We start from the raw sequence: 24,700 nt of genomic DNA, 5'->3' as shown, positions 1-24,700 counted from the left end.
GAGTGCTGACATGACAACCTTCGTGGAATTGAATGGACGATCTTTAACGATTTCCGACATCGGGCGGATTGCGATCGACGGGGCGCAAGTACGAGTGAGCGTAGAGGCGGAAGAAAAGGTAACCAGAGCCCATCAAGTGCTCCTGGAGTTAGCCGCCGAAGGTCAGCCGATCTACGGTTTGAACCGAGGCGTAGGAGTGAATAAGGATCGAACGATCGAGCCGGACTTCCTTGAGAAGTATAATCGCAATTTGATTCGTTCTCATAGCAGCGGCGTTGAACCGTTTGCTACGCATGATGAGGTCCGGGCGATCATGGCCGTAAGGCTTAATACGCTCCTAACCGGAGGAGCCGGGGTTCGACTAGAGCTTGTCCGGACTTACGCGGATTTCTTGAATCATCGCATTCATCCTCGAATTCCGTTGAGGGGATCGATCGGCGCGGCGGATATCGGTTTGTTGTCCCATATCGGATTGGCGATGATCGGCGAAGGAGAAGTCGACTACGGAGGTCAACGGATGGAAGCGGCCAAGGCGTTGGCTTTGGCGGGATTGCCGAAGCTGGCGTTAGGACCTAAGGAAGGTTTGGCGATCGTTAGCGCCAACGCTTTGTCTGCCGGCATCGGAGCGCTAGCGCTGCACGAGTGTCGCAAGCTGCTGGAAACGGCGGATCTGGTCTACGCGTTGTCGCTCGAATCGATTCAAGGATGCAGAAGCCCGTTGGATGAATCGCTCTTTCGCGTTCGCCCATTCGAAGGAGCGACCGAAAGCGCGCGAACCGTTCGCGGCTACTTGGAAGGCTCATCTCCGCAAGAAGCTTCCGGAGGCGAGAAAATACAAGATCCTCTCAGTTTTCGCAGCGCGTGCCACGTGCATGGGGCGGCGAGGGACGCCCTGGCTTATGCGGAGCGGTTGATGACGATTCAAATGAATAGCCCGGACGACAATCCTTGCTTGCTCGTTGACGAGCGACGTATCGTGCCTAGCTCGAATTTCGATGTCACCGCTTGGACATTGGCGTTCGAGATGCTGGGCTTGTCGTTGAGCCACGTATCCAAGCTTTCGTGCCATCGTTCGATTAAGCTCGGGAACCCGGCGTTTACGGGGCTGACCCGTTTCCTGACGCCGGATCCCGATAGGGCGATCGGTCTCGGAACGTTGCAGAAGACGGTCGTGTCCTTGGATGCGGAAGTCCGGCATCTGTCCGCGCCCGTCGGACCGGATCATTATTCGATATCCGGAGATATGGAAGACCATGCGAGTCATGCTCCCTACGTCGTCAGGAAAACGGGAGAGATCATCGACCGGATGTATTATATTTTCGGAGTGGAAGCGATGCATGCGGCTCAGGCCATCGATCTGAGGGCGAACGCGAATCTGGGCAGGGGGACGCGCGCGGCATACGCCCAAATTCGCGGCACCGTAGCGTTCTTATCCGAGGACAGACCGCTAACGGAAGATATCGCGGCGATGAATAGGTTGCTGAGAGGGAAAATTTGGATACCGGAAGAAGAAACGGAGAGAAGCGCGGATGGAAAATAAGGACGTTATCCTTGTCGGCGATATCGTGCTCCCGGATGGGGTGAAACGCGATCATGCCGTTTGGGTCAAAGATGGCCGTATCGATCGCGTGACGCCTGCGCAAGAAATACCCGATTCGATTCGGAACGACCCTAAGACGGTCATCCGGGCGGACGGTTGTTATGTGTTGCCGGGCGTCGTGGATGCCCATGTGCATTGCTATAGCGCGCTCAACGAAGGGTTTATCCACACGAGCCGCTCGGCTGCCGCGGGCGGGGTCACGACGGTAATCGAGATGCCTTATGACGCGACGGGCATGATCTGCACCTTAGACGCGTTCGAGGAAAAGAAAGATCGGCTCGAAGCCGAGTCGGTAGTCGACATGGCGATGCTTGCGACCATTCATAAACAGGAGGGCTACGAGTCCATCCGGGAACTCGCGGCCGCCGGCGCATGCGGGTTCAAGGTGTCCATGTTCAATACCGATTCCTTCCGGTTTCCGCGCATAGACGACGGGCAACTGCTCGATTCGTTCGCGGTCATCGCGGAGACGGGATGTCCGGTCGGCGTTCATGCGGAGAACGACGAAATCGTACGAAGGTATTTGGACAAGTATAAGGATAAAGGCGAAGATCCGAAGTCCCACGCGCTTAGCAGGCCGAAAGTCAGCGAGTCGAGCGCTGCCCTGACCGCCATGGAGCTGGCGCTGGCGACGGGCGCGAAGCTGCATCTGTACCATTGCACGTATCCGCGTATTTTCAAGCTGGTCGAGTACTACCGTTCCCAAGGCTTGCGCGTCACCGCGGAAACCTGCACCCACTACTTGACGTTCAGCGACGAGGACATGACACGGCTTAAGGGCCGCGGCAAGATTAATCCGCCGCTTCGTTCTCCAGCAGACGTCGAAGGACTCTGGGAGTTAGCGGGTGACGGAACGATCGACCTCATCACTTCGGATCACGCTCCATGGTTACTGGAGAGGAAAACCAACGAAGAGAACATCTTCGCCAACGCTTCGGGCGCTCCCGGGGTCGAACAACTGCTGCCGGTATTGTATAGCGAAGGAGTCGCCAAAGGCCGTCTGACGATATTGGATCTCGCGAGGCTGCTGTGCGAGAATCCGGCCAACACCTTCGGGCTAGGCCATCGTAAAGGCAAGATCGCCGCAGGGTACGACGCGGACTTCGCGATACTCGATCCCGCAGTAAACAGCACGTTGGACGAGAACAACCTTCATTCCAGCGCGGGATGGAGCCCGTATCATGGAATGCGTTTAGAAGGCAAGGTGACGCGAACGTTCGTCAGAGGCAAGCAAGTGTTCGACGCCGAGAGCGACGAATTCGCGGAAGCGGGCCATGGCCGATTCGTTCCCGCGGTGCACGGCCGATGACGGGTCAAGAACGGGAGGCGTCGAAGATGAACGAAGAAAACCGGGCTTGGAAGCCGAACGCCGAACGGTTGTGGGCTGACTTGGAAGCTTTATCCGGTATCGCGGACGAGACGAAGCTCGGCTGGACGAGGCGCTCGTTCTCCGAAGCTTACGATCGGGGAAGAAGTTGGTTAACGGAACGAATGGAAGACGCTGGGCTTACCGTTCGGATCGACGAGGCATCCAACCTGATCGGAACGTTAACGGGAACGGACCCGGACCTCCCTTCGCTGATGATCGGCTCCCATACCGACACGGTGAACGGCGGGGGCAGATTCGACGGAATTATCGGCGTGTTGGGCGGCATCGAGATCGCGCGAATGCTGCGACAATCCGGCTTCCGATTGCGTCGGACGCTTGAAATCGTCGATTTCACGGCGGAGGAACCTAGCGAATTCGGGATCTCGACAGTGGGAAGCCGCGGAATGGTAGGCAAGCTTTCGGAAGAGATGTTGGACCGGACGGATCCGGGCGGCAGAACGCTGCGCGAAGCCGTCGCCTCGCTTGGCGGTCGACCGGAGCTGCTATCACGAGCGCTCCGGCAAATCGGTGAGATCGGTCTGTACTTGGAGCTGCATATCGAGCAGGGACCCGTGCTAGAGCGGACGGGAGCCGTTCTGGGGGTCGTAACCGGAATCGTCGGCATCCATCGCTATCGGGTGAGGATCGTCGGACAACCCAATCACGCGGGAACAACGCCGATGAACATGCGATTCGACGCGCTGGCCGGCTTTTGCGAGATCGGATTGGCCTTCGAAAAAACGTGCAAGCAGATTTATTTCGCGGACGCGGTAGGTACGATCGGGACAATCCGCAACGATCCGAACGCCTCGAACGTGATTCCCGGAATCGTGGAATTCGATCTGGAGATTCGTTCGTTGGAGGCGGAGGTGTCTCGGCAAATCTACGAAGCTTTCGTTGCCGAAGCGAATCGGATCGCCGAAAGCCGGGGGTTAAGCGTCAGTCTGGACCCGCTTTCCAAGTCGGATGCGATCCAGGTGTCCCCCGAGGTTCGAAGACTGCTCGGGGAAGCGTGCGCGGAGGTCTCATCGACGATCGAACTTCCGAGCGGAGCGGGGCACGACGCCAATCAACTTGCGGCCGTCGCGCCAATCGGGATGCTGTTCGTCCCTAGCTTGGACGGGAAGAGCCATTGCCCCGAAGAATGGACCGAACCGTCGCATTTCGCTGCGGGCGTCGAAGCTCTGGCGAGGGCGATAATGGCGTTCGATGCGGGCGCCGGACGCGAGAGCGGAGCGAAAGCCGATGGATAAGCTTGAACCGACCGTTAACGGCGAGAGGCTGTGGGAAGAGCTATTGCAGCTTGGTCGAATTGGGCTCTCGCCGAGCGGAGGAATTAATCGTCCATCGCTCGGCGTTCACGATCTGATAGCAAGGGAGTACATCCGCGAACGAATGCAAACGGCTGGCTTATCCGTTCGGTTGGACCCGGCGGGCAACCTCGTCGGCCGGTTGGAAGGAACGGACCCGGATGCGCCAGTCGTGATGGCGGGCTCCCACATCGATACGGTTCTCGAGGCGGGAAGATTCGATGGCCCGCTAGGCGTACTAGGAGGAATCGAGGCGCTCAGGACCGTGAAAGAAAAGGGGCTTCGGCATCGTTGCTCGCTTGAAGTCGTATGTTTTACCGATGAGGAAGGCGTTCGGTTCGGAGTCGGGTACATCGGCAGCCGGGCTATGGCCGGAGATTGGAACGCCGAGTGGCTGAACGCTCGCGATCGCGACGGGATCTCGCTTGGAGAAGCGATGCGGCAGGCCGGCATTCGTCCGGAAGAAGTTGCATTGAGCAAGCGCGGCGCCGGAAGCGTGAAGGTTTATCTGGAACTACACATCGAACAAGGCCGGGTGCTGGAAGACGTGGGAGCGGTTTGTGGAATCGCCTCCGCGATTAACGGATATCGTTGGGTTCGGGCGAGCTTCGCTGGCCAGGCGGACCATGCGGGGACTACGCCCATGGCGCTTCGTCGGGACGCCATGGCCGCGGCTGCCGAAGCGATGCTACAGATCGAGCGATCGGCCGTCAGGCATGGAGGGACGGCGACGGTAGGAACGCTTAAGCTCGAGCCCGGCGCCGTTAACGTCATTCCCGGAGAAGTCTCGTTTACGATCGATTACCGACACCCAGATGCTTTGGCATTAAAAAGGTTCGGGGAAGAGATCGAGAGCGAGCTGGGCGTCATCGCCTTGCGAAGGAACATCGGTCTTCGACTCGAGGAGATGGACGGGGAAGCCCCAGTCGCATGCGACGAGCGCATTTCCATGCTATTTGCCGAGTCCGCGAACGAGCTCGGCATCGCGTCGATAGGGATGGTATGCGGTGCCGGTCACGATGCGGTCGCGATGCGCCGCTTAACCGATATCGGGCTCATTTTGGTCCGATCCCGCGGCGGAATCAGCCACCATCCGGACGAATGGAGCAGCCCAGAGGATTGCGCGGGAGGAGCGAACGTGTTGCTTCGAACGATGATCAAGTTAGCGAACGAATAATTTCCATTTTATAAACAATTCCTATTGACTTACTTGGTATTGTATTTTATGATATCACCAATGATAATCAATTATCGAACTATGATAATAAATTATCGGAGCGAAGGGGGAGACAAAGATTGGATGCCCTAACCGGAGCTTACGATTACGTGCTGGCGAACTCCGAGCGATTCTGGGATGCGCTGCGCGTACACGTTACGATCAGCCTTTCCGCGCTGCTCATCGCTCTCGTCGTCTGCGTGCCGCTCGGAATCGCCTGCGCCAAGAAGCAATGGCTTTCCGTGCCCGTCATGGCGACCTTTAATGCTTTGCGAGTCATCCCGAGCTTGGCGATTCTGGTACTCATCTTGCCGATTATGGGTACGGGGTTCGCTCCTGCGCTCGTCGCGCTTACTTTGCTGGCGTGCCCGCCGATTCTGGTCAATACTTACTTGGGATTCAGAAGCATAGATTCGTTCGTGCTTGAATCGGCTTCGGGCATGGGGATGAGCCAAGGACGCATCCTCCGTCGAATCGAGTTTCCGTTGGCGGCCCCGTTAATGATCGCGGGAATCAAGACGGCCGTCGTCGAAGTCGTAGCCAGCGCTACGCTCGCCGCGTTTATCGGCGGAGGCGGGCTTGGAACGTTCATCATCAACGGTTTGAGCATGTATAAGTTCTCGATTTTACTTGTCGGCGCAATACCGGTGGCCATGCTTGCGATTGCTTCGGAAATCGTCTTCGCGGTCATCGAGAGAAGAACGACCAAATTCCAGAGAGTATGAGAGGAGTCGGAAAGAAATGAAGAAATCAACCGGAATACTTAGTCTTATCGTCGTGATCATGATGGTGCTTAGCGCGTGCGGATCCAACAAAGGAGGGTCTTCGGACAAACCGAAGCTGAAGATCGGTTCCAAGAATTTCACGGAATCTTTGATTCTCGGCGAGATGTACTCCTTGGCTTTGGAGCACGCCGGATACAAAGTGGAACGCAAGCTGAACCTCGGCGGAACGCTAGTCGCCCACGAAGCGTTAAAGAGCGGCGACATCGATATGTATCCCGAATATACGGGAACCGGATTGATCAACGTTCTGGAATCCGCGCCTAAGTCGGATGCCAAAGAAGTGTACGACGAAGTAGCCAAAGGGTACAAAGAGAAGTTTAACCTGATCTGGCTCGAGCCGACGAACGCGAACGACTCCCAAGGCCTCGTAACGACCAAGAAAATCGCCGAAAAATATAACCTTTACAAAATTTCCGATCTTCCGAAAGTAGCGCCCGAGCTGAACATGGCCGCCGTGCCCGAATTCGAAGAACGCGAGGACGGCCTCAAAGGCTTAAACGCTTTCTACGGCAAATCCGATTTCAAGAGTATCAAACTGTTCGATTACGGAATCAAGTACCGCGTTATTCTTAAAGGAGAAGCGGACGTAACGGTCGGCTTCACGACGGACGGAGATTTGACGAACCCCGATCTCGTTCTGCTCGAAGACGACAAGAAATTCTGGCCTCCGTACTTTGTCGCTCCGGTAATCAGAGGAGAGACTCTGGACAAAGATCCGAATATCGCGGCCGTCCTGAACGCGGTATCCGCGAAGCTGGACAACGCGACGGTTCAAGCCTTGAACGCGGACGTCGACATCAACAAGAAGGAATACGCGGACGTGGCGAAGGAATTCCTCGAGAAACAAGGCCTTCTGAAATAAACATTCAATAGACCTACATGGGCTTCCCCGATCATTCGGGGAAGCTTCCTGACTAGCGAGGAGTTGTTGATCATGTCAGCACAGCACGCGATCGTATTCGACAAGGTGACGAAAACTTTTCCCAAAGCGTCTAAACCTTCCGTCAACGAGACGAGCCTAGCAATCGAGAAGGGCGCTTTCGTTACGATTCTAGGCGCTTCCGGATGCGGCAAAACGACCTTGCTCAAAATGGTGAATCGCATTATCGAGCCGTCGGGAGGCAAGCTGTCGGTATTCGGCAAAGATATCCGGGAAGTACCCGTAAACGAGCTGCGTCAGAGCATCGGCTACGTGATTCAGCAAGTCGGATTATTCCCGCATATGACGATCGAGGAAAATATCGCGACGGTTCCGAACATTCTCGGATGGGACCGGCAGAAGACGCAAAAGCGGACCGAAGAGCTAATGGAGCTCGTGCATCTGCCAACGAATTTCAAGAACCGTTACCCGCGTCAATTATCCGGCGGTCAACAGCAACGGGTCGGAATCGCGCGGGCCATGGCGGGAGATCCGGAAATATTGCTAATGGATGAGCCTTTCGGCGCGATCGACGCGATCACGAGAACGAAGCTTCAGGACGACTTCCTGGATATCCAGCGCAAGCTGGGCAAGACGGTGCTATTCGTAACGCACGACGTGGACGAAGCTTTAAAGCTCGGCGACCGCGTCGTCGTCATGAACGAAGGGACGATCCAGCAGTACGATACGCCGCTCGGGATGGTGTCGAAGCCGGCCAACGAATTCGTGAAGCAATTGATTCGCACCGACGATTTATTCCTGAGGCTTCAGCTCATTAACGCTTCGGAAAAGATGATTGCTTTGACGGAACCCCCCAGGGAAGGCGAACCGAGGGTAAGCGGGAACGAGAGCTTGCGTAACGTCCTGCAACGGTTGCTCGTTCAGGGCTCGGGACGCGTTCTCGTCGAGGATGCCGACGGCTTGCCGGTGGGCCAGCTTACGCTGGATATCCTTAAATTCGAAGGATAGGAGCGAAGCCAAATGATGGAATATTGGAACCGGCACTATGACGATTTGTTCCGACTGCTTAAGCAACATTTCATGCTTACTTTCCTCTCGTTGGCGATCGCTATGGCGATTGCCTTGCCTGTCGGATATGCGTTGTCGAAATACCGGCGTACCTCCATCCCGGTAATGGCCGCGCTCGGCATCATCTATGCCATTCCGAGCTTGGGCATGTTCGCTTTACTGATTCCTTGGGTCGGGTTGGGCATGAAGCCGGCCATTATCGCCCTCGTGGTGTACAGTCAGCTTATTCTCGTCCGAAGCGTAATATCCGGCTTCCAATCGATCGATCCTTCGATCATCGAGGCAGGCAGGGGGATGGGAATGAACGGGCGTTTGCTGTTCCTCCGCATCGAATTTCCGCTTGCGCTTCCGATCATTCTGGGAGGGCTGCGAGTGGCATCCGTATCGGTAATCGGCATCGCCACGATCGCCGCATGGGTCAACGCGGGAGGACTGGGAGTCATATTGTTCGAAGGCTTATATCAGAACTCCACGCCCAAGATCATCTGGGGGACGATATTCGTGGCCTTGCTTGCGATTCTCGTGAACCAGCTGCTGCTCGCGGCCGAGAAATACGCGTTGTCGCGCGCGCGAGGGGAACGATCGTTGTGATATAATAAATATAGAATGCGTTCTCATAAAGTTGATTTCTGAGGTGCAAAGTGAACGGAACCCAGACGTTAGGCAGAGCTATCGATATATTGTTCGTGCTGGCGGAGTCCCGCACGATGATGACGGTTAGCGAAATCGCGGAGAAAGTCGCGATCCCGGAAAGTACCGCATACCGCTTTATTCAAACCTTGATCAAGAACGGATTCGTCGAACGAAAGGGCAGGGGGCAAATCGGACTCGGCTTGCGTATTTTCGATTTGGCTCGCAGCCTATCCTCGCAGATCGAACGGGAATTGCTTGGAATCGCCCGGCCGTTGATGGAGGAACTAACGAACAAGACGAACGAAACGACCGTGCTCTTCATCCGAACGGGCACCAAGGCGATCTGCATCGAACATGTGACCAGTCGTCGGCTCATCCGGCTGTCGATAGAGAACGGCCGGGTATTGCCGCTCCATTCCGGCGCCTCCGGCAAAACCTTGCTGGCTTACGAATCGGAGAAAACGATCGGAGAGCTATTGGAATCGTTCGATATCGGCACGAATCAAGAAGCTTTGCGTTCCCAATTGGAAGGCATTCGCGAAGCCGGTTATTGCTTGACGTTAGGAGAGGTCGATATCGACGCGTTCGCGATCGCCGCTCCTATCTTCGATACGCAGAACCGGCTAGCGGCCAGTCTTTCGGTCGCGGGGCCTTTGCATCGACTCAACGAGGAAAATAAACCCTCCATTATAGAAGCCCTGAAGGAAACGGCGGCGCAAATCTCGCAAAAGCTGGGCGCCGGCACCTAAGACAAGCCGGTTCCGTTTTTTTCGGACCTGCCCTCCTTAGACGACGCATGCGGAAACAAACCGCATGTCTCGATAAGGGGGATTTTTCATTTAAGAGACCGAGACGAATCTAGTTGAACATTCGCAAGCGGATGATATGATGGAATTAACTTAATAGGGAAATGGAGACATTCATTTGCGAAAGACGGTCATCTTCCTCATCGGTTTCGCGTGCGTCGTCCTATTTTATTTTACGTTCTCGTCGGCCGCCAAAGTGTTTCGCTCCGATTGGCAATTGCCTCGCACATCCGCCAAAGATCAAGCGCAATACCGACTCGTGCTGATTACGCAAGAGCTGGGAACGCCGTTCTGGGACAAGGTCGGAGCCGGAGCGATCGAAGAAGCTCGGAAAACCGGCGCGAGCATCGAAGTATGGGGAAGCTACGGCAAAAACCAGGAAGACTTTCTCAAGAAAATCGAAATCGCCATCGATTCCAGAGTGGACGGCATTATCGTGCAGGGGCTGGATACGGACGAATTCAAAAGCTTGACGAAAATCAAAGCCGCGTTTTACGGCATCCCCATCATCACGGTGGCGAACGATGTACCGATGGCCGACAGCCTTAGAAGAACGTATGTCGGATCCAATCAATTCTTGGCTGGGCAGATGATTGCACGGCAACTGATCGCCGACATGGGTAAGTCCGGCACCGTCATTTTACTCGGAGACAGCCGCTCGGAATATTACCAGACGCAGCGGTTAAGCGGCATCGACGACGTGCTGAAAGACTATCCGAACGTACATAAGCAATACGCCGTAACACCGGATTCGAGAGAAGAGGTTATTTCGGCTACTCAGGACTTAATGAACCGAACGCCGGACGTTAATGCGTTCGTAGCGGTCAACGCGAACTTCGCCGACGCGATGATCCAGGAAATCGGCAGACGTTCGCGGGTCGAGCCGTACCATATTTATTCATTCGACGACAGCAAGGATACGTTGAAGCTACTGAAAAAAGGCAAGATCGACGGCATGATCGAGCAATCTCCCGAGACGATGGGAAAGGTCAGCGTAAGTCTTATGATTAAATGGTTAAGCGGAAAAATGGTCCCACTCGATACCGACGGCTATTTGACCGACATTCGGATGCTGAAAGGCAGCGACGTGCGATGAATAGCATTCAGAAGAAAATATGGGCGCTCGCCGCGGTCGTCTTGTTCATCATGGTAGCTATTTGGATTACGCTCACCTATTACAACCAGAAAACCCAGGATCAATACAACGATATTTTGCAGCGGTATTTGCGGATGAACGAAGTGACGACCGCGAGCCAGATGACGGTTACGGCGTTGAACAACTATTTGCAAACTCCCAACAAATTGAATTTGGCGCAGTTGGACTGGAGCAAGGAGCAAATCCGCAAGGCGCGGCTCGAAGTGATCGATCTGAGGAACGCGGACAACGATTTTGCCCTGACCAATTACATGAACCTGATCGACAGCCTCGTCGAAACGACGGATCGGTCGCTGATGTTCCGGTCAGAGAAAGAAACGGAGGATTCCGAGAAAGCGTTCTCCGAGGCGACGCGCATTTCCAAGTATATTTCCGATATGACATTGACGCTGCTAGACACCGAGTTGAAGACGTACGACCGATTTTATCGCGGCATTATCGAGCAGTCCACGGAAATGAAAAAGATGGGCATCTGGCTGCTCTTGCTCATTACGTTCCTCCTCATGCTGTTCACCTATTGGTTCTCGCTCAGCATCACGAATCCGGTGCAGAAGCTGACGCAGGCGGCCAAAGAGCTGTCCCGGGGCCGGTTCGATCTGCAGATCGAGGTGCAATCGAACGACGAAATTTCCTTTCTCGCGAAAATGTTCGACCGCATGCGCATTAACATCAACAATCTGATCTCGGAAATCCAGCAGAAAGCCCAGCTCGAGAACGAACTGCAGCAGAGCAAGCTGCTGCTGCAGGAAAGCCAGCTTCGCAGCTTGCAGAGCCAGATCAATCCGCACTTTCTGTTCAATACGCTCGATACGCTTTCCAAGAAAGCCTATTTGGAAGGTTCCGAGGAAACGAGCGACCTGCTCGCGAGCGTCGCAGGACTGCTGCGGTACAATCTGAAGCGGCTGGACCGGTCAGTCACGCTTTACGACGAAACAAAAGTGTTGAAGATGTACATGGAAATCCAGAAAACGCGATATACGGACCGGCTGCGATTTCTTGTTTCGATCGACGAATCGTGCCTTTACGTGCAAATTCCCGGTCTTACGCTTCAGCCGATCATAGAGAACGCCGTCATTCATGCGATCGAGCCAAGTGAAGACGGCGGCACAATTTGGTTCCGCGTCACGGACGGCGGGGATCGGGTGACGATCGAGATCGAGGATGATGGTCCCGGTATGCCTGAACTGAAAATCATGCAGATCCTGAAGGAGTATCCTGTCGAGACGGAAGGCCATTCGACGGGAATCGGTTTCAGCAATGTCGTCAAACGGCTTCGGTTGTTTTATGCGGAAGAACAAATTATCGATATAGAAAGCTTCCCCGGAGGCGGTACGAAGGTCATTTTGAACATACCAAAAACAAGGGCGGTCGAGAAAGTTGATAAAGCTTCTGATCGTGGATGACGAGCAGATCGAGCGTGAAGGGCTGCAGGCGATATTGCAAAAGGGGTTCCCCGACCTCGTCATCGAACAGGCAAAGAACGGAAAGATCGCAGTTCAGATGGCGGAGACGTTTCAGCCCGATCTCATTCTGATGGATATCAAAATGCCGGGCATGAACGGCATCGAAGCGGTCGAGCGGATCGGCGCGGAATATCCCGACATGAAGTTCATCATGGTCACCGCTTACGATACGTTCGATTATGCCCGCAAGGCGATCAAGCTCGGGGTAAAGGACTACTTGCTCAAGCCGAGCAAAGCGAGCGAAATCGTGGCGACGGTCGGCAAAACGATCAAGCTGATCGAAGATGAACGAGCGATGCGGGAGGCGAGAAGCCGCGAGAAGGATGCGTTCAAGAAGATGCTGCCGGTCGTCGAGACGGACGTCGTCACGCAGCTTCTTTTCGATCATGTGCACGAGGTGCATTTGGACGAGCTTGTCGGTTTGCTCGACATGACACCGACGAACGAGAAGTTCGCGATGATCATGCTGTTGCCGGCCGGATCGGAAAGCTTGTATTCGGCTGTGAAGACGAAGGTCAGGGAGACGGGCAGCGGTTGGGTCGGCGCGATGTACGGCAGGCAAATTCCGATCATCGCGTTCCGAGATCCGACTAAATCGTTCCGTTCCCAAGCGGTTTCTTTTGCCAGGGAGCTGCTCGCCGCCGCGAAGCCGGAAGCCTCGCAAGGCTCTTTCGTCGGCATCGGGAACGTCTGCGACTCGCTGGAACAAATTCGACAATCCTATCAGGAGGCGCTGATCGCTTCCATGGATCCGACGCTTCCCGTCAAATATCGCTTCTATGCCGATACGCCGGTGCTTGGCGCCGCTTCGGACGGGAATTCCGCGAAGCTGGTGGAGAGGCGGCTATTCGACAGGATCAGGCTCGGACATTGGGAGCAGCTTCGGACAGACGTCATGGAATATGTTCGGCGCTTCGAGAACGAGGGAGCGGACTTGCTGCAGGCGCAGCAGCGCGTGCTGGAGCTGCTATGGATCGCGGCACGCGCGCTGCTCGAGATGGGCGTCGAAGCGGAAACGCCGCTGTTCTCGTTCCAGTCGCAGGATTATCGCCAGCTGCGTTCGGAAACCGGCTTGCTGCTTGACCGGATTCAGCAATCGTTCGCGGAGCATCTCGAACGGATCGAGCCGGATACGATTCAGCGGATCAAGAAATATATCCTCGAGCATTCCCACGAGGATATTTCGCTCGAGGCGATCGGCAAGCGAGTTAGCTTAAGCCCGTTCTACATTAGCAAAATGTTCAAGGATCAGCTTGGCGTCAACTATATCGATTTTCTGACCGAATGCCGCATCGAGAAGGCGAAGAAGCTGATGGCCGATCCCGAGCGGAGCCTGAAGGAGATTACGTTCGAGGTCGGTTACAACGATCCGAATTATTTCAGCAAAGTATTCAAAAAAACGTGCGACGCCTCGCCGACGGAGTACCGGAAGACGCTTCTCGGCAAAAGAGGTTAACGGGCCTGTCGCATGGCGATAACCGGCGAAGGAGGAAAGACGCGTATGAAACAGGGCTTCGGATTTGTTAACATGATAGCGCTTTTGCTTGTTCTCGCATGCGTCGTCTCCGCGTGCGAAGGAAGCGGAGAATCCGGCTTCGAGCAGCCTTCATCCTCGAACGCCGCGCCGGCGACGCAGAGCGGCGATCCGGGCGAGGGCGGAACGACCGCGGTTCGGAAAATCAAGGTCGGATTTTCCATGGACACTCTGCTTGAGGAACGCTGGCAGAAGGATAGGGATCTATTCAGGGCTGCCGCGGAAGCGCTCGGCGCCGAAGTGATCGTCAAAGCGGCGAACGGCGACGACGCGAAGCAAATCTCGCAGGCAGAGACGATGATCAGCGAAGGCGTCGACATTCTCGTCGTCGTTCCGCATAATGCCGAAGCGACCGCGGCGATTATCAATAAGGCGCATTCGTCCGGCATCAAGGTCATCGCCTACGACCGGCTGATCAAGAACGCTGACGTCGATTTGTACGTCTCCTTCGACAACGAGAAGGTCGGCGAGCTGCAAGCGAAGGCGATCACGGCGTTAGTGCCGAAGGGCAAATACGTCTATAACGGCGGCGCGGAAACGGACAACAACGCGCATTTGTTCAAGAAAGGCGTATTTAACGTCCTTCAGCCCTTGATCGACAGGGGCGATATTACAGTCGTATACGATCAGTGGACGAAGGATTGGACACCGGCGAACGCGCTGGGGAATATGAGGGACGCGCTGCACGCCAACGGCGATCGGATCGACGCGGTCATTTCGGCGAACGATGCGACGGCGGGCGGCGTCATTCAGGCGCTCGGGGAGCGCGGACTCGCAGGACGCATTCCGGTGGCCGGACAGGACGCGGACCTCGCGGGCGCCCAGCGCATCGTCGAAGGCACGCAGACGATGACCGTGTACAAACCGATCAAGGCCCTTGCCGAGAAGGCGGCCGAGCTTGCGGTCAAGCTAGCGCAAGGCGAGAGCGTGGACGCGGACCGGAAACTGAACAACGGGAAAATCGAGGTGCCGTCCGTACTGCTTGAGCCGATCGCCGTGAACAAATCCAACATCGACGAAACGATCATCGCCGACGGATTCCACTCGCGAGCTGATGTGTATAAAAATGTGAAGAAGAAATAGCGAGCGTGAACGAAGCCCGGCCGGGGCTACCCGGACGGGCTTATTTTATTAACGTACGAGCCGCCAGTTTAAAAAAGTATAGATGGTCGTAAAAGAATGCTATTGTATAGCGCTTTCAAGCAAGCCTCACGGTGATATATTTGACTTGTTACCTATTTCCTCCATTTCCGAAAGGAGCCTTAAAAATGAAAAGTTTTAAATTTATTGCAATGTTGGTTATTATCGCACTTTTTGCCGCGGTCCCCACAGCCTTCGCAAAGAGCAAAGTAAGCATCGGAATCGTCCTTCCGACCAAAGACGAGCCGAGGTGGGTGCAGGACGAGGCACGGTTCAAAGATGCGCTTAAAGGCACGAAATACACGACGGAAATTTTGTTCAGCCAAGGCTCTTCCGCCAAAGAGAAAGAAAACGTGGAAACGCTGATTAACAAAGGCATTAAAGTGCTGATCATCTGCCCGCAAGACGGCGATGCGGCAGCCGCTGCCGCGAAAGCCGCCAAAAAAGCAGGCATCAAGGTCATCTCCTATGACCGCCTGATCACGAAAACCGACGCGGTCGACTACTACGTTACGTTCGACAGCATTGCGGTAGGCGCGGCTCAAGCGAAGTATCTGGTCGACCATGCGAAAGGCAAAGGCCAGCCGTTGTACCTTTACGCCGGCGCCGCTTCCGACAACAACGCATTCCTGTTCTTCGAAGGCGCATGGAACGTTCTGCAGCCGAAAATCAAAGACGGCACATTCAAAATCGCCAACTCCAGCGAAGCCGTCGCCTTGAAAGACAAAGCCAAACTAACCCGTAAAGAAATGAGTAAAATCATCGGCCAGATCACGACAAACTGGGATCCGAACGAAGCGAAAAACAAAGCGCAAACGCACTTGACCGCGGCCGCTGCCGACGCGAAAGGCAACGTTCTGATTCTTGCGCCGAACGACGGTACCGCCCGCGCCATCGCGGACGTATTCGCTTCCGACAAGGAGATCACCAGCTATGTCGTGACGGGTCAAGACGCCGAGAAAGCATCCATCCAATCCATTATCGACGGCAAGCAATCGATGACGGTGTTCAAAGACGTTCGTACGCTCGTCAAAGACGCCATGGGCATGGCCGTCAATATCCTGGACGGCAAAAAGCCGCAAACGACAGGCGAATACGACAATGGCAAGATTAAGGTCAAAGCCAAACAGACTAAAGTCATCGTCGTCGACAAAAAGAACGTGAAAAAAGAGATCATCGATTCCGGCTACTACGCAGCGAAAGACTTCAAGGGTCTGTAATTCTCAAAAACGCATAGCATTCGAGAGGAATAGCGATAGATTCTTCTATCGCTATTCCTCCATTGTTTAAGTTGCTTGGCTAAGGAGTGCGAACGATGAGCGACAACATACTCGAGATGAATCATATCTCCAAAGAATTTACAGGCGTCAAAGCCCTTACGGACGTCAGCTTTAAAGTCGCGCGGGGAGAAATTCATTGCCTCGTCGGCGAGAACGGGGCAGGAAAATCGACGCTGATGAAAGTGCTCAGCGGCGTGTATCCATACGGAACGTATACGGGCGATATCGTGTTCGAAGGCAGCGTTCAAGCGTTCGGCAAAATCAGCGACAGCGTAGAGGCCGGAATCTCGATCATTTACCAGGAGCTGGCGCTGTTCCCTGATTTATCTGTTTACGAGAACATCTTTGCGGGTCATGAAGTGAGACGAGGCGCGCTCGTCGACTGGAACCTGACGATCGTTCAGGCCAGAAAAATGCTGGAAAAAGTGAAGCTGAAAGTGGGCGCCGAAACGCTGATTAAAGATTTGGGCGTCGGCAAGCGGCAACTCGTGGAAATCGCCAAGGCGCTAAGCAAAGACGTCAAGCTGCTCATCTTGGACGAACCGACGGCGGCCTTGAACGAAAACGACAGCGAAAACTTGCTGCAGCTGTTGCGCGAACTGAAAGATCAAGGCATTACGAGCATCATGATCTCCCACAAACTGAAGGAAGTCATTTCCATCGCCGATAAAGTAACCGTTCTCCGTGACGGTAGAACGATCTGTACGCTCGACGGATCAAAGGGCGAAATTTCCGAAAGCGTCATTATCAAAAACATGGTCGGCCGCGAAATCGAAGACATTTATCCGAAGAGACTGAATAAAAAATTCGGCGACAACATTCTCGAAATTAAAAACTGGACCGCCTACGATACTCAGGCGGGCCGGAACGTCGTGACAGACGCGAACATGCACGTGAGAAAAGGAGAAATCGTCGGCATCGCCGGCTTGATGGGCTCGGGGCGGACGGAGCTGGCGCTTAGCATTTTCGGCAATCCGAAGTCTTATAAACTGCAAGGCGACTTGTGGATGGATGGAAATCCGGTATCGTTTAAGCATACGAGCGATGCGATCAAAGCCGGGATCGCCTACGTTACCGAAGACCGCAAGGGCGACGGGTTGTTCCTGATCCAAGACATCAAGCACAACATTACGACCGCCAATCTGCGAAAGGTTTCCTCCAACGGCTGGATCAACAACAACGAAGAAGTCAAATCCGCCAACGTTTACAAAGACTCCATGAATATTAAGGCGCCTTCCGTGGAGCAGATCGTCGGCAACCTCAGCGGCGGCAACCAGCAGAAAGTGTCGCTCGGCAAATGGCTGTTCGTCGGCCCCAAATTGCTGATTCTGGATGAGCCGACCCGGGGCATCGATGTGGGGGCAAAATTCGAGATTTACTCGATCATGAACAAGTTGATCGACGAGGGATTAAGCATCATCATGATTTCGTCCGAACTCGGCGAAGTGCTCGGCATGAGCGACCGCGTGTACATCATGGCCGAGGGCAAGGTGAAGGGCGAGCTGTCGATCGACGAGGCGGACCAGGAAAAAATTATGCAGCTTGCTACGCAATAGGAGGAGCCGGTACGATGCATTTCTACAATGGGGCAAAATCTCTGATCAAACAAAATATTCGCGAATACGGCATGTACATCGCCCTGTTCGTCATCATTCTGATTTTTTCGGTCATGACGGACGGCCTGTTCATTTCCTCCCGCAACATCAGCAACCTGCTGGACGCCACGGGGTATATCGCGGTGCTGGCCGTCGGCATGACGCTCGTCATCGTCATCCGACATATCGACCTGTCCGTCGGATTCGCAGCCGGATTCATGGGCGCGATCGCCGCGATCTTGCTGACGCAGGCCGGCGTTCCGTTCTATTTGACGATTCCGATCATTCTCGTGCTGGGCATCGCGATTGGCCTGCTGAACGGCGTTCTGATTGCTTCGATCGGCATTCCTTCGTTCGTCGCGTCGCTCGCGGGCATGCTCATCTTCAGAGGCGCGCTGCTGCAAGTGACCGAGGAGACGGGGACGATCGTCATCGATGACGATAACTTCAATGCGATCGGCAACGGATACATTCCGGAGATCGCCAGAGTGGACGACTTGAGCTTGCTGTCTTTGATTGTTGGCGTAGTTGCGATTTTGCTCTATATTTACTCCCGTTTTTCCAACCGCAAAAACAAGCTGAAGTATAAATTCGATGTTGTCTCCCGAGGCATTTTCGCGTTGGAACTGATCTTCGTATCGGCCATCATCGCTTACATTACCTGGATTATCGCCGGCTACAACGGATTTTCCTGGACGGTCATCATCATGCTGTTCGTCGTCATCGTGTATCATTTCCTGACGACGAAAACCGTGCTCGGCCGGCATATTTACGCCGTGGGAAGCAATCCGGAAGCTGCGCATTTAAGCGGGATCAATGTCAAGAAAATCACGTACGTCGTATTCGGTTCCATGGGTATGCTCGCCGGATTATCCGGCATTCTGTTCACGTCCCGGATGGAGTCGGCGACGACGACCGCGGGTACGTTGTTCGAACTGGACGCGATCGCGGCCGCTTATATCGGAGGCGTATCCGCGGCCGGAGGCGTTGGAAAAGTCACAGGATCGATCATCGGGGCGCTAGTCATGGCTTCGTTGACAAGCGGCATGAACTTGCTGGGCGTCGGCATTTCCTATCAGTACATGATTCGCGGCGGCGTCTTGGCGGCGGCAGTCATCTTCGACGTCATGACGCGCAAGAAAAGAGGGTAAGCGCACATCTCTTATACGTTCGATCGAACCGCCGGGGGCGAACCGGCGGTTTTCTCTTGCCGCCGATCGTGTTAAGCTTCAATGTAGAACGATTTCGGATCGGAACATTCGAAAGGAGCAACGAGGCAAGAGATGACGAACCTCCCTATAGATGAAGTGCTGGACGATTTGAGAAATGCGATGCGGGAGGGTCGTAATGCGGTACTCGTCGCCGCCCCGGGAGCGGGCAAAACGACGAGAGTGCCGCTTGCGCTTCTGGACGAGCCGTGGCTCGCGGGCCGCAAAATCGTCATGCTCGAGCCGCGCAGGCTGGCCGCCCGAAGTTCTGCGGCGTATATGGCCCGCTCGCTAGGAGAAACGGTCGGAGGTAAGGTCGGTTATCGGGTCAAGCTGGACACGAAGATCGGTCCACGGACGAGAATCGAGGTCGTCACCGAAGGCGTGCTGACCCGAATGCTGCAATCCGATGCCGCTTTGGATGGAGTCGGACTCGTTATTTTCGACGAGTTCCACGAAAGGAGCTTGCAGGCGGATTTGGGCTTGGCGCTTAGTTTGCAGTCGCAGGATTTGCTGCGCGATGATCTGAAGCTGCTGGTTATGAGCGCCACGATCGAGGCGGAGCCCGTCGCGGGCTTGCTCGGCGGAGCGCCGATCATCCGAAGCGAGGGACGCAGTTTCCCCGTAGAGACGGTCTATCGGCCTAAGCCTAGCGGCGTTTACTTGGACGACGCGGTTGCGCAAGCGGTCGCCGACGCCTTGCGTTCGCATGACGGAGATGTGCTCGTTTTCCTGCCCGGCGTCGGAGAGATTCGTTCCACGGAAGGTAAGCTGAGATCCAGGCTAGGGAGTGCCGCGGATTCTTCGGTGCGCATACACCCGCTATACGGCAGCATGACTGCCGAAGCCCAAGATTCGGCATTGGCGCCGCTCCCCACAGGTATGCGCAAAGTCGTGCTCGCTACGTCGGTGGCGGAGACGAGCTTAACCGTCGAAGGCGTTACCGTCGTCATCGACAGCGGCCTTATGCGCGTATCACGGTTCTCGCCGCGCACGGGCATGTCACGCTTGGAAACCGTGACGGTGTCGGCAGCTTCGGCGGATCAGCGTCGAGGAAGAGCCGGACGACTTATGCCGGGAACGTGTTACCGGTTGTGGAGCGCGGAGGAGCAGTCGGCTCTGGCCCCGCGTAGCGCGCCCGAAATCGCCGAGGCGGATTTGTCCGCGCTGCTGCTGGAACTAGCCGTGTGGGGAGCGCAAGACGTCTCGGAGTTGCAATGGCTGGACGCGCCGCCCGCGCCGGCATTGCAACAGGCGCGCGAACTGCTCGTTCAGCTCGGGGCGTTAAGTCGCGACGGAACGGCCGTTACGGCACACGGCAAGCGAATGGCGTTGCTAGGCAAGCATCCGCGCATCGCCCATATGCTGCTTCGCGCGCAAGAGATCGGGCTTGGAGATTTAGCGTGCGAATTAGCCGCTTTACTTGGAGAAAGGGACGTAATTCGGGCATCCGCCGGACAAGCGCCGAACGCCGATCTCCGAATTCGCTTGGAGGCGCTACGCGGACGTGGCGCTTATGCGCACTCCGTCGAGTCTTCCGTGCGCGGCAGGCTTATCGAAGAGGCGCGCAGAACGCGGCGCGAGCTTGAGGCGCTGACCGTGAGCGGCGCCTCCGAAACCGCGGAGAGCTTGGACGATTGCGGGCTGTTGCTCGCCTTCGCTTATCCGGACCGGATCGGCCGCCAGCGGGATAACGGCAAATTTTTGCTCAGCGGCGGAAGGGGCGCGGCGTTCGCTCCGGGCCAACCGTTGGCGCACGAGTCATGGATCGTCGTGGCGGACGTGGACGACGCGGGAACGGACAGCCGGATTCGGTTGGCGGCAACCGTATCGTACGAGTTATTAGCCGAGCATCTGCAAGAGGCGTTCGCCGTCGAAAACCACCTTTTCTGGGATTCCGAATCGAAATCCGTCCGGGGGCGCGCTCGAAAGAAACTCGGCGCTATATTAATAGAAGAAACGCCCCTTCACAAGCCGCGGGCCGACTCCGTCCAGCAAGTGTTGTTCGAAGGCATCCGCGCGGAGGGACTGGGAATGCTGCCGTGGACGAAAGCCGCGAGGCAACTGCAGGAAAGAACCGTGTTCACGCGTCATCACGACGTCTCCTGGCCGGACTTGTCGGACGAGGCGCTACTCGGCACGTTGGAGCATTGGTTAGACGGTTACGTCGGCGGAATGAAGGGACGCGGCGACCTCCAGAAATTGAATCTAAAGGATTTGCTGGAGTCGATGCTGTCTTGGGATCAACGTCGCGAACTCGACAAAGATGCGCCGACGCATTGGACGGTACCTAGCGGTTCCCGCATTCCGATCGATTATAGCGATATCGATGCGCCGGCGGTTTCCGTCCGGCTGCAGGAGCTTTTCGGCTTGCCGGAGACGCCGCGCATCGCGGGCGGACGCGTTCCGCTTACGCTTCATTTGCTATCTCCCGCGCAACGCCCCATGCAAGTGACAAGGGATTTGGCGAGCTTCTGGAGCAACGGCTATTTCGAGGTGCGCAAAGATTTGAAAGGCCGATATCCGAAGCATTATTGGCCGGATAACCCGCTGGAAGCCGAAGCGACGCGCCGCGCGAAACCGCCGGGCAAGTAATGTTCATGTATAGGTTTCAAGATGAATCTAAAGCATATGATCTTGTGTACGGCTATGGATAATGACGCAACGGGCACTTATAAATAGGAGGACATGATGAGTAAAATATTGCTTTTCGTCGGATTGACGTGGTTGTTCGGAAGCCCGATTATCGCGATTATCGTTTTACTTATCGTCGTGTATGCGCTGGAACGTAGATTTATCGGAATGTCCCCGAGCATCGTCCGGCCGTTCCGGAGACGAGGTTCCATATCGAAATGGCGCAGGCAGCTCCACTTGAGTCCGCACGACGTATCGGCCAAATCCGAACTCGCGCGCTTGCTTATCGAGAGCAAGCGATACGGCCAAGCGAAGGAAATTCTGAGCTCGATCGAATCCCGGATGGAGCACTCCGCGGAATATTGGAGCGATCTGGGAGCTTGCGACTTAGCGCTCGGACACGCGGAGGACGGAGAACGGGAGATGCTGCGAGCTCTATCGATCAGCCCGAGAGTCAAATACGGGCAGCCTTATCTGAAGTTGGCGGAATCGTTGGCTAAGCGGGAGCCGGTTAAAGCGATCGGATATTTGCGGCAATTCAAGGAGGTTAATTCGTCTTCTTGCGAAGCCTATTATCGGCTGGGAACGATTTACGCGGATTTAGGAAACCGGGAGGAGGCAAGCGGTGCTTACGCAGAATGCTTGCAGCTTTACCGATCATTGCCGAAATATTTAAGAAGACACGAACGGAAGTGGGCACTGCGTAGCTTTTTTCGTAATCGCTGATAACGGCAAGGGGCTCTCCCATCGGTCGAGTGAGACCATGCGGGAAAGCCCCTTTCATCGTTTGGATGAGGATGAATAATTAGTCAACGACCGATTCGGATTGTTCTTCAGCCGCTTCCGGTTCATCCGCAGCAACCTCAGCAAGGGCAGGCTCGTCCGCTTCGGCGACGGCTTCCGCGCTTACTTCGTCCTCTTGCGCTTCTTCGGCAACCGCTTCTGCTTCTTCAGCCACGGCTTCCGCTTCTTCCGCTACTGCTTCCTCGGCAACAGCTTCAGCCTCTTCGGCAACCGCTTCTGCTTCGGCTTCCTCGGCTACTGCTTCTACCTCGACTTCTTCAGCGGCAGCTTCTACTTCTGCATCCGCTTCCAATCCCTCTACTACTTCTACTTCTTGAGCGTCCAAGTCCATCTCGATATTACCTCCCGGAGTCGTGTTAAGGGGGACAATCCCCTAATCTCCACGTTAAGGCTTTAGTCAAATTGTGGCAACGGTGTTATTTTGTTGTATAATGACTACATTCATCGAAATCGGGGGCAGTCGAGCGAATACGGCTAATAACGTCAGATGTTCCTATGAAAGTCGAATGGGAAATGTGACGCTTTAAGGATAGAAGATGCCGTCGTAAGTTCGTCTTGCCGCGTTTCATTCTTTTTCACTGGAGGGATTTTTGTGTACGGAGATTTCACTTGGGCGAAGGTACTTGCATGGCTGGTGCTCCTCTACGGTGCGGTCTTGTTCGTAGTGAGTCTTGTTGGCTCATCCTCATTCTCTTTCCACGCGTTAATCATGATCGTAATCGGAATCGGATTTCTTAAGACGTTCAAGTCTACTTCGGAAGAGTTTGAATCGCTGAGGCAAGAGATGAGAGAGGTTCGAAAGCTCTTGGAAGACAATCATAGAACTCGTAGGGATTTCGGCGGATAAGCCGGAAGCGCTCATGGAAAATCTCAATCCGTTAGGGTTGACTTTGCGCGGTCGTTCCCGTATATTGGTCGGCAAAGCCTCGCTCGGAACGGGCGGGCGCGGATTGGAATCGGAGGAACGACGGCATGAGTGGAGCAGGAAGAAATCGGCAGCGCGGCGGTTCGAAGCCGACTGGCGGAAACGATAGGAACGGAAGCAGGGGGCGCGGCGGATCGGAAGCGGTTTACTCCGGAACGGGAGCGAGATCAGGTTTAAGATCAGGCGCCAAGCCGGGATTCAAAGCTGGGGCAGGGGGAGCTATCGCGAAGAAGATCGGGGATCGGCCGCCGCAAGGGGGCCGGAAGCCTGGAAGACCGCGCGACGAGTCATTCGGCAAAGCGAACAGGCGCGGGCAGGTAGCAAGCCCGGCAGGATCGAAGAGCGGCGGGGGCAGCGCATCGTTGATCGGCATGGGGCGGATCAAAGGCGAATGGATGGACATCCGGTTGCCCGATCATCTGGTTGGCGCCCCGATGGCGATAATCGCCCGGCATCTGCCGCTTCCGCCCAAGCATCTGACGAAGCTGATGCAAACGAAGGGCTGCATTCTCCAAGGACCGAATCTACGGTTGCATCTGTTCCCTCGGGAGAACAGGGATTTCCCTTCCGATTGGATGGAATTGAATATTTTGTACGAGGACGAGTTTACGCTTATCGTCAATAAACCGGCGGGCATCGAGGTACATCCGAGCGAGAAGGGCCAGCGCAAGACGCTCGCGCATGCGGTTGCCGCTTATTATGAGATGTCGGGGCAAGATATCCGGATTCGCCACGTTCATCGCATAGATAAGGATACGACGGGACCGGTACTCTATGCCAAGAACGAATTCGCGCACTACCAGTACGATAAGGCGATGCGCGAGAAAACGATCGAGCGGATCTACGTAGCCTTGGCCGAAGGTTACGTCGAAGGCAACAAAGGGAAAATCGATAAGCCGATCGGGCAGGACAGGCATCACTCGACTCGCAGGAGAGTAAGCGATACCGGGGATCCGGCGGTCACCCACTTCGAAGTCGTCGAACGTTTCGACGACCATACCCTCGTGCGTTTGCGACTCGAAACCGGGCGCACGCATCAAATTCGCGTTCATCTTTCGTCGATCAACCATCCGCTGGCCGGAGACGGACTCTACGGTGGCAAACGTGGAGTCATCTCCCGGCAAGCGTTGCATGGGGAACGGCTCATTTGGAGCCATCCGTGGACGGGAGAGAAGCAACAAATCTCCGCTCCGCTCCCGGACGACATCGCGCAATCGCTCAACAAGCTTCGGCATAAATAAGCCGACATACGAAAAACCCTTTCCGAGTAACGCCATAATGGTGCGCCTTGGAA

Annotated in this window: 21 protein-coding genes; 20 read left to right on the top strand and 1 reads right to left on the bottom strand. The window is 55.3% G+C overall.

What is annotated here, in order from left to right; all coding sequences use genetic code 11:
* Positions 1–10: 10 nt before the first annotated feature.
* The 18 genes from D7Z26_RS25325 (at position 11) to D7Z26_RS25240 (ending at position 22,403) form a co-directional block, all read left to right on the top strand.
* Positions 11–1,540 carry an HAL/PAL/TAL family ammonia-lyase gene (locus D7Z26_RS25325; RefSeq protein WP_120979825.1) on the top strand — a complete coding sequence of 510 codons (1,530 nt, stop codon included), beginning with the start codon at positions 11–13 and terminating at the stop codon, positions 1,538–1,540.
* A complete protein-coding gene (locus D7Z26_RS25320; protein WP_120979824.1) occupies positions 1,530–2,909 on the top strand; it encodes a dihydroorotase in 1,380 nt (459 codons plus the stop codon). The genes D7Z26_RS25325 and D7Z26_RS25320 overlap by 11 nt, the downstream gene beginning before the upstream one ends.
* Before the next feature lie 26 nt (positions 2,910–2,935).
* Positions 2,936–4,222: a Zn-dependent hydrolase gene (locus D7Z26_RS25315; protein ID WP_120979823.1), complete on the top strand. Its 1,287-nt coding sequence runs from the start codon at positions 2,936–2,938 to the stop codon at positions 4,220–4,222.
* Positions 4,215–5,456 (top strand): Zn-dependent hydrolase, encoded by a 1,242-nt coding sequence (locus D7Z26_RS25310; protein ID WP_158602441.1) that lies wholly within the window; start codon positions 4,215–4,217, stop codon positions 5,454–5,456. The genes D7Z26_RS25315 and D7Z26_RS25310 overlap by 8 nt, the downstream gene beginning before the upstream one ends.
* A gap of 119 nt (positions 5,457–5,575) precedes the next feature.
* A complete protein-coding gene (locus D7Z26_RS25305) occupies positions 5,576–6,220 on the top strand; it encodes an ABC transporter permease (protein ID WP_120979821.1) in 645 nt (214 codons plus the stop codon).
* 16 nt (positions 6,221–6,236) lie between these two features.
* Positions 6,237–7,142: an ABC transporter substrate-binding protein gene (locus D7Z26_RS25300; protein ID WP_120979820.1), complete on the top strand. Its 906-nt coding sequence runs from the start codon at positions 6,237–6,239 to the stop codon at positions 7,140–7,142.
* A 72-nt stretch (positions 7,143–7,214) separates the two neighbouring features.
* The gene (locus tag D7Z26_RS25295; protein ID WP_120979819.1) at positions 7,215–8,168 is read left to right on the top strand and encodes an ABC transporter ATP-binding protein; all 954 of its coding nucleotides are present in this window, start codon (positions 7,215–7,217) and stop codon (positions 8,166–8,168) included.
* 12 nt (positions 8,169–8,180) lie between these two features.
* On the top strand, positions 8,181–8,819 hold the full coding sequence (locus D7Z26_RS25290) for an ABC transporter permease (RefSeq protein WP_120979818.1): 639 nt from the start codon (positions 8,181–8,183) through the stop codon (positions 8,817–8,819).
* A gap of 50 nt (positions 8,820–8,869) precedes the next feature.
* Entirely contained in the window at positions 8,870–9,610 is a 741-nt protein-coding gene (locus D7Z26_RS25285; protein WP_120979817.1) for an IclR family transcriptional regulator, read from the top strand.
* A 175-nt stretch (positions 9,611–9,785) separates the two neighbouring features.
* A complete protein-coding gene (locus D7Z26_RS25280; RefSeq protein WP_120979816.1) occupies positions 9,786–10,763 on the top strand; it encodes a substrate-binding domain-containing protein in 978 nt (325 codons plus the stop codon).
* Positions 10,760–12,226 carry a sensor histidine kinase gene (locus tag D7Z26_RS25275; protein ID WP_120979815.1) on the top strand — a complete coding sequence of 489 codons (1,467 nt, stop codon included), beginning with the start codon at positions 10,760–10,762 and terminating at the stop codon, positions 12,224–12,226. The genes D7Z26_RS25280 and D7Z26_RS25275 overlap by 4 nt, the downstream gene beginning before the upstream one ends.
* Positions 12,201–13,742, top strand: a complete 1,542-nt coding sequence (locus D7Z26_RS25270) for a response regulator (protein WP_120979814.1) — start codon at positions 12,201–12,203, stop codon at positions 13,740–13,742. The genes D7Z26_RS25275 and D7Z26_RS25270 overlap by 26 nt, the downstream gene beginning before the upstream one ends.
* A 45-nt stretch (positions 13,743–13,787) precedes the next feature.
* Positions 13,788–14,903 (top strand): D-xylose ABC transporter substrate-binding protein, encoded by a 1,116-nt coding sequence (xylF, locus tag D7Z26_RS25265; protein WP_120979813.1) that lies wholly within the window; start codon positions 13,788–13,790, stop codon positions 14,901–14,903.
* Positions 14,904–15,112: 209 nt separating this feature from the next.
* On the top strand, positions 15,113–16,180 hold the full coding sequence (locus tag D7Z26_RS25260; RefSeq protein WP_233567198.1) for a sugar ABC transporter substrate-binding protein: 1,068 nt from the start codon (positions 15,113–15,115) through the stop codon (positions 16,178–16,180).
* Between the two features lie 95 nt (positions 16,181–16,275).
* Positions 16,276–17,796 (top strand): sugar ABC transporter ATP-binding protein, encoded by a 1,521-nt coding sequence (locus tag D7Z26_RS25255; protein WP_120979811.1) that lies wholly within the window; start codon positions 16,276–16,278, stop codon positions 17,794–17,796.
* 14 nt (positions 17,797–17,810) lie between these two features.
* The gene (locus D7Z26_RS25250; protein WP_120979810.1) at positions 17,811–18,986 is read left to right on the top strand and encodes a sugar ABC transporter permease; all 1,176 of its coding nucleotides are present in this window, start codon (positions 17,811–17,813) and stop codon (positions 18,984–18,986) included.
* Between the two features lie 132 nt (positions 18,987–19,118).
* Complete coding sequence (gene hrpB, locus D7Z26_RS25245) at positions 19,119–21,638, top strand: ATP-dependent helicase HrpB (protein WP_120979809.1); 2,520 nt, start codon at positions 19,119–19,121, stop codon at positions 21,636–21,638.
* Positions 21,639–21,734: 96 nt separating this feature from the next.
* Complete coding sequence (locus D7Z26_RS25240; protein WP_120979808.1) at positions 21,735–22,403, top strand: tetratricopeptide repeat protein; 669 nt, start codon at positions 21,735–21,737, stop codon at positions 22,401–22,403.
* Positions 22,404–22,482: 79 nt separating this feature from the next.
* Here the strand turns inward: D7Z26_RS25240 and D7Z26_RS27620 are convergent, their stop codons facing one another.
* Positions 22,483–22,812 (bottom strand): hypothetical protein, encoded by a 330-nt coding sequence (locus D7Z26_RS27620; RefSeq protein ID WP_199731782.1) that lies wholly within the window; start codon positions 22,810–22,812, stop codon positions 22,483–22,485.
* Between the two features lie 261 nt (positions 22,813–23,073).
* Between D7Z26_RS27620 and D7Z26_RS25230 the strand changes: the two genes are divergently transcribed.
* Both D7Z26_RS25230 and D7Z26_RS25225 read left to right on the top strand, forming a co-directional pair.
* The gene (locus D7Z26_RS25230; RefSeq protein WP_120979807.1) at positions 23,074–23,328 is read left to right on the top strand and encodes a hypothetical protein; all 255 of its coding nucleotides are present in this window, start codon (positions 23,074–23,076) and stop codon (positions 23,326–23,328) included.
* A 125-nt stretch (positions 23,329–23,453) separates the two neighbouring features.
* Positions 23,454–24,647: an RluA family pseudouridine synthase gene (locus tag D7Z26_RS25225; protein WP_120979806.1), complete on the top strand. Its 1,194-nt coding sequence runs from the start codon at positions 23,454–23,456 to the stop codon at positions 24,645–24,647.
* Positions 24,648–24,700: the final 53 nt, after the last annotated feature.

Source organism: Cohnella endophytica (assembly GCF_003628305.1).
GTDB lineage: Bacteria > Bacillota > Bacilli > Paenibacillales > Paenibacillaceae > Cohnella > Cohnella endophytica.
The sequence above is the reverse complement of the archived record's forward strand: the minus strand, read 5'-3'. Positions and strand labels throughout refer to the sequence as shown.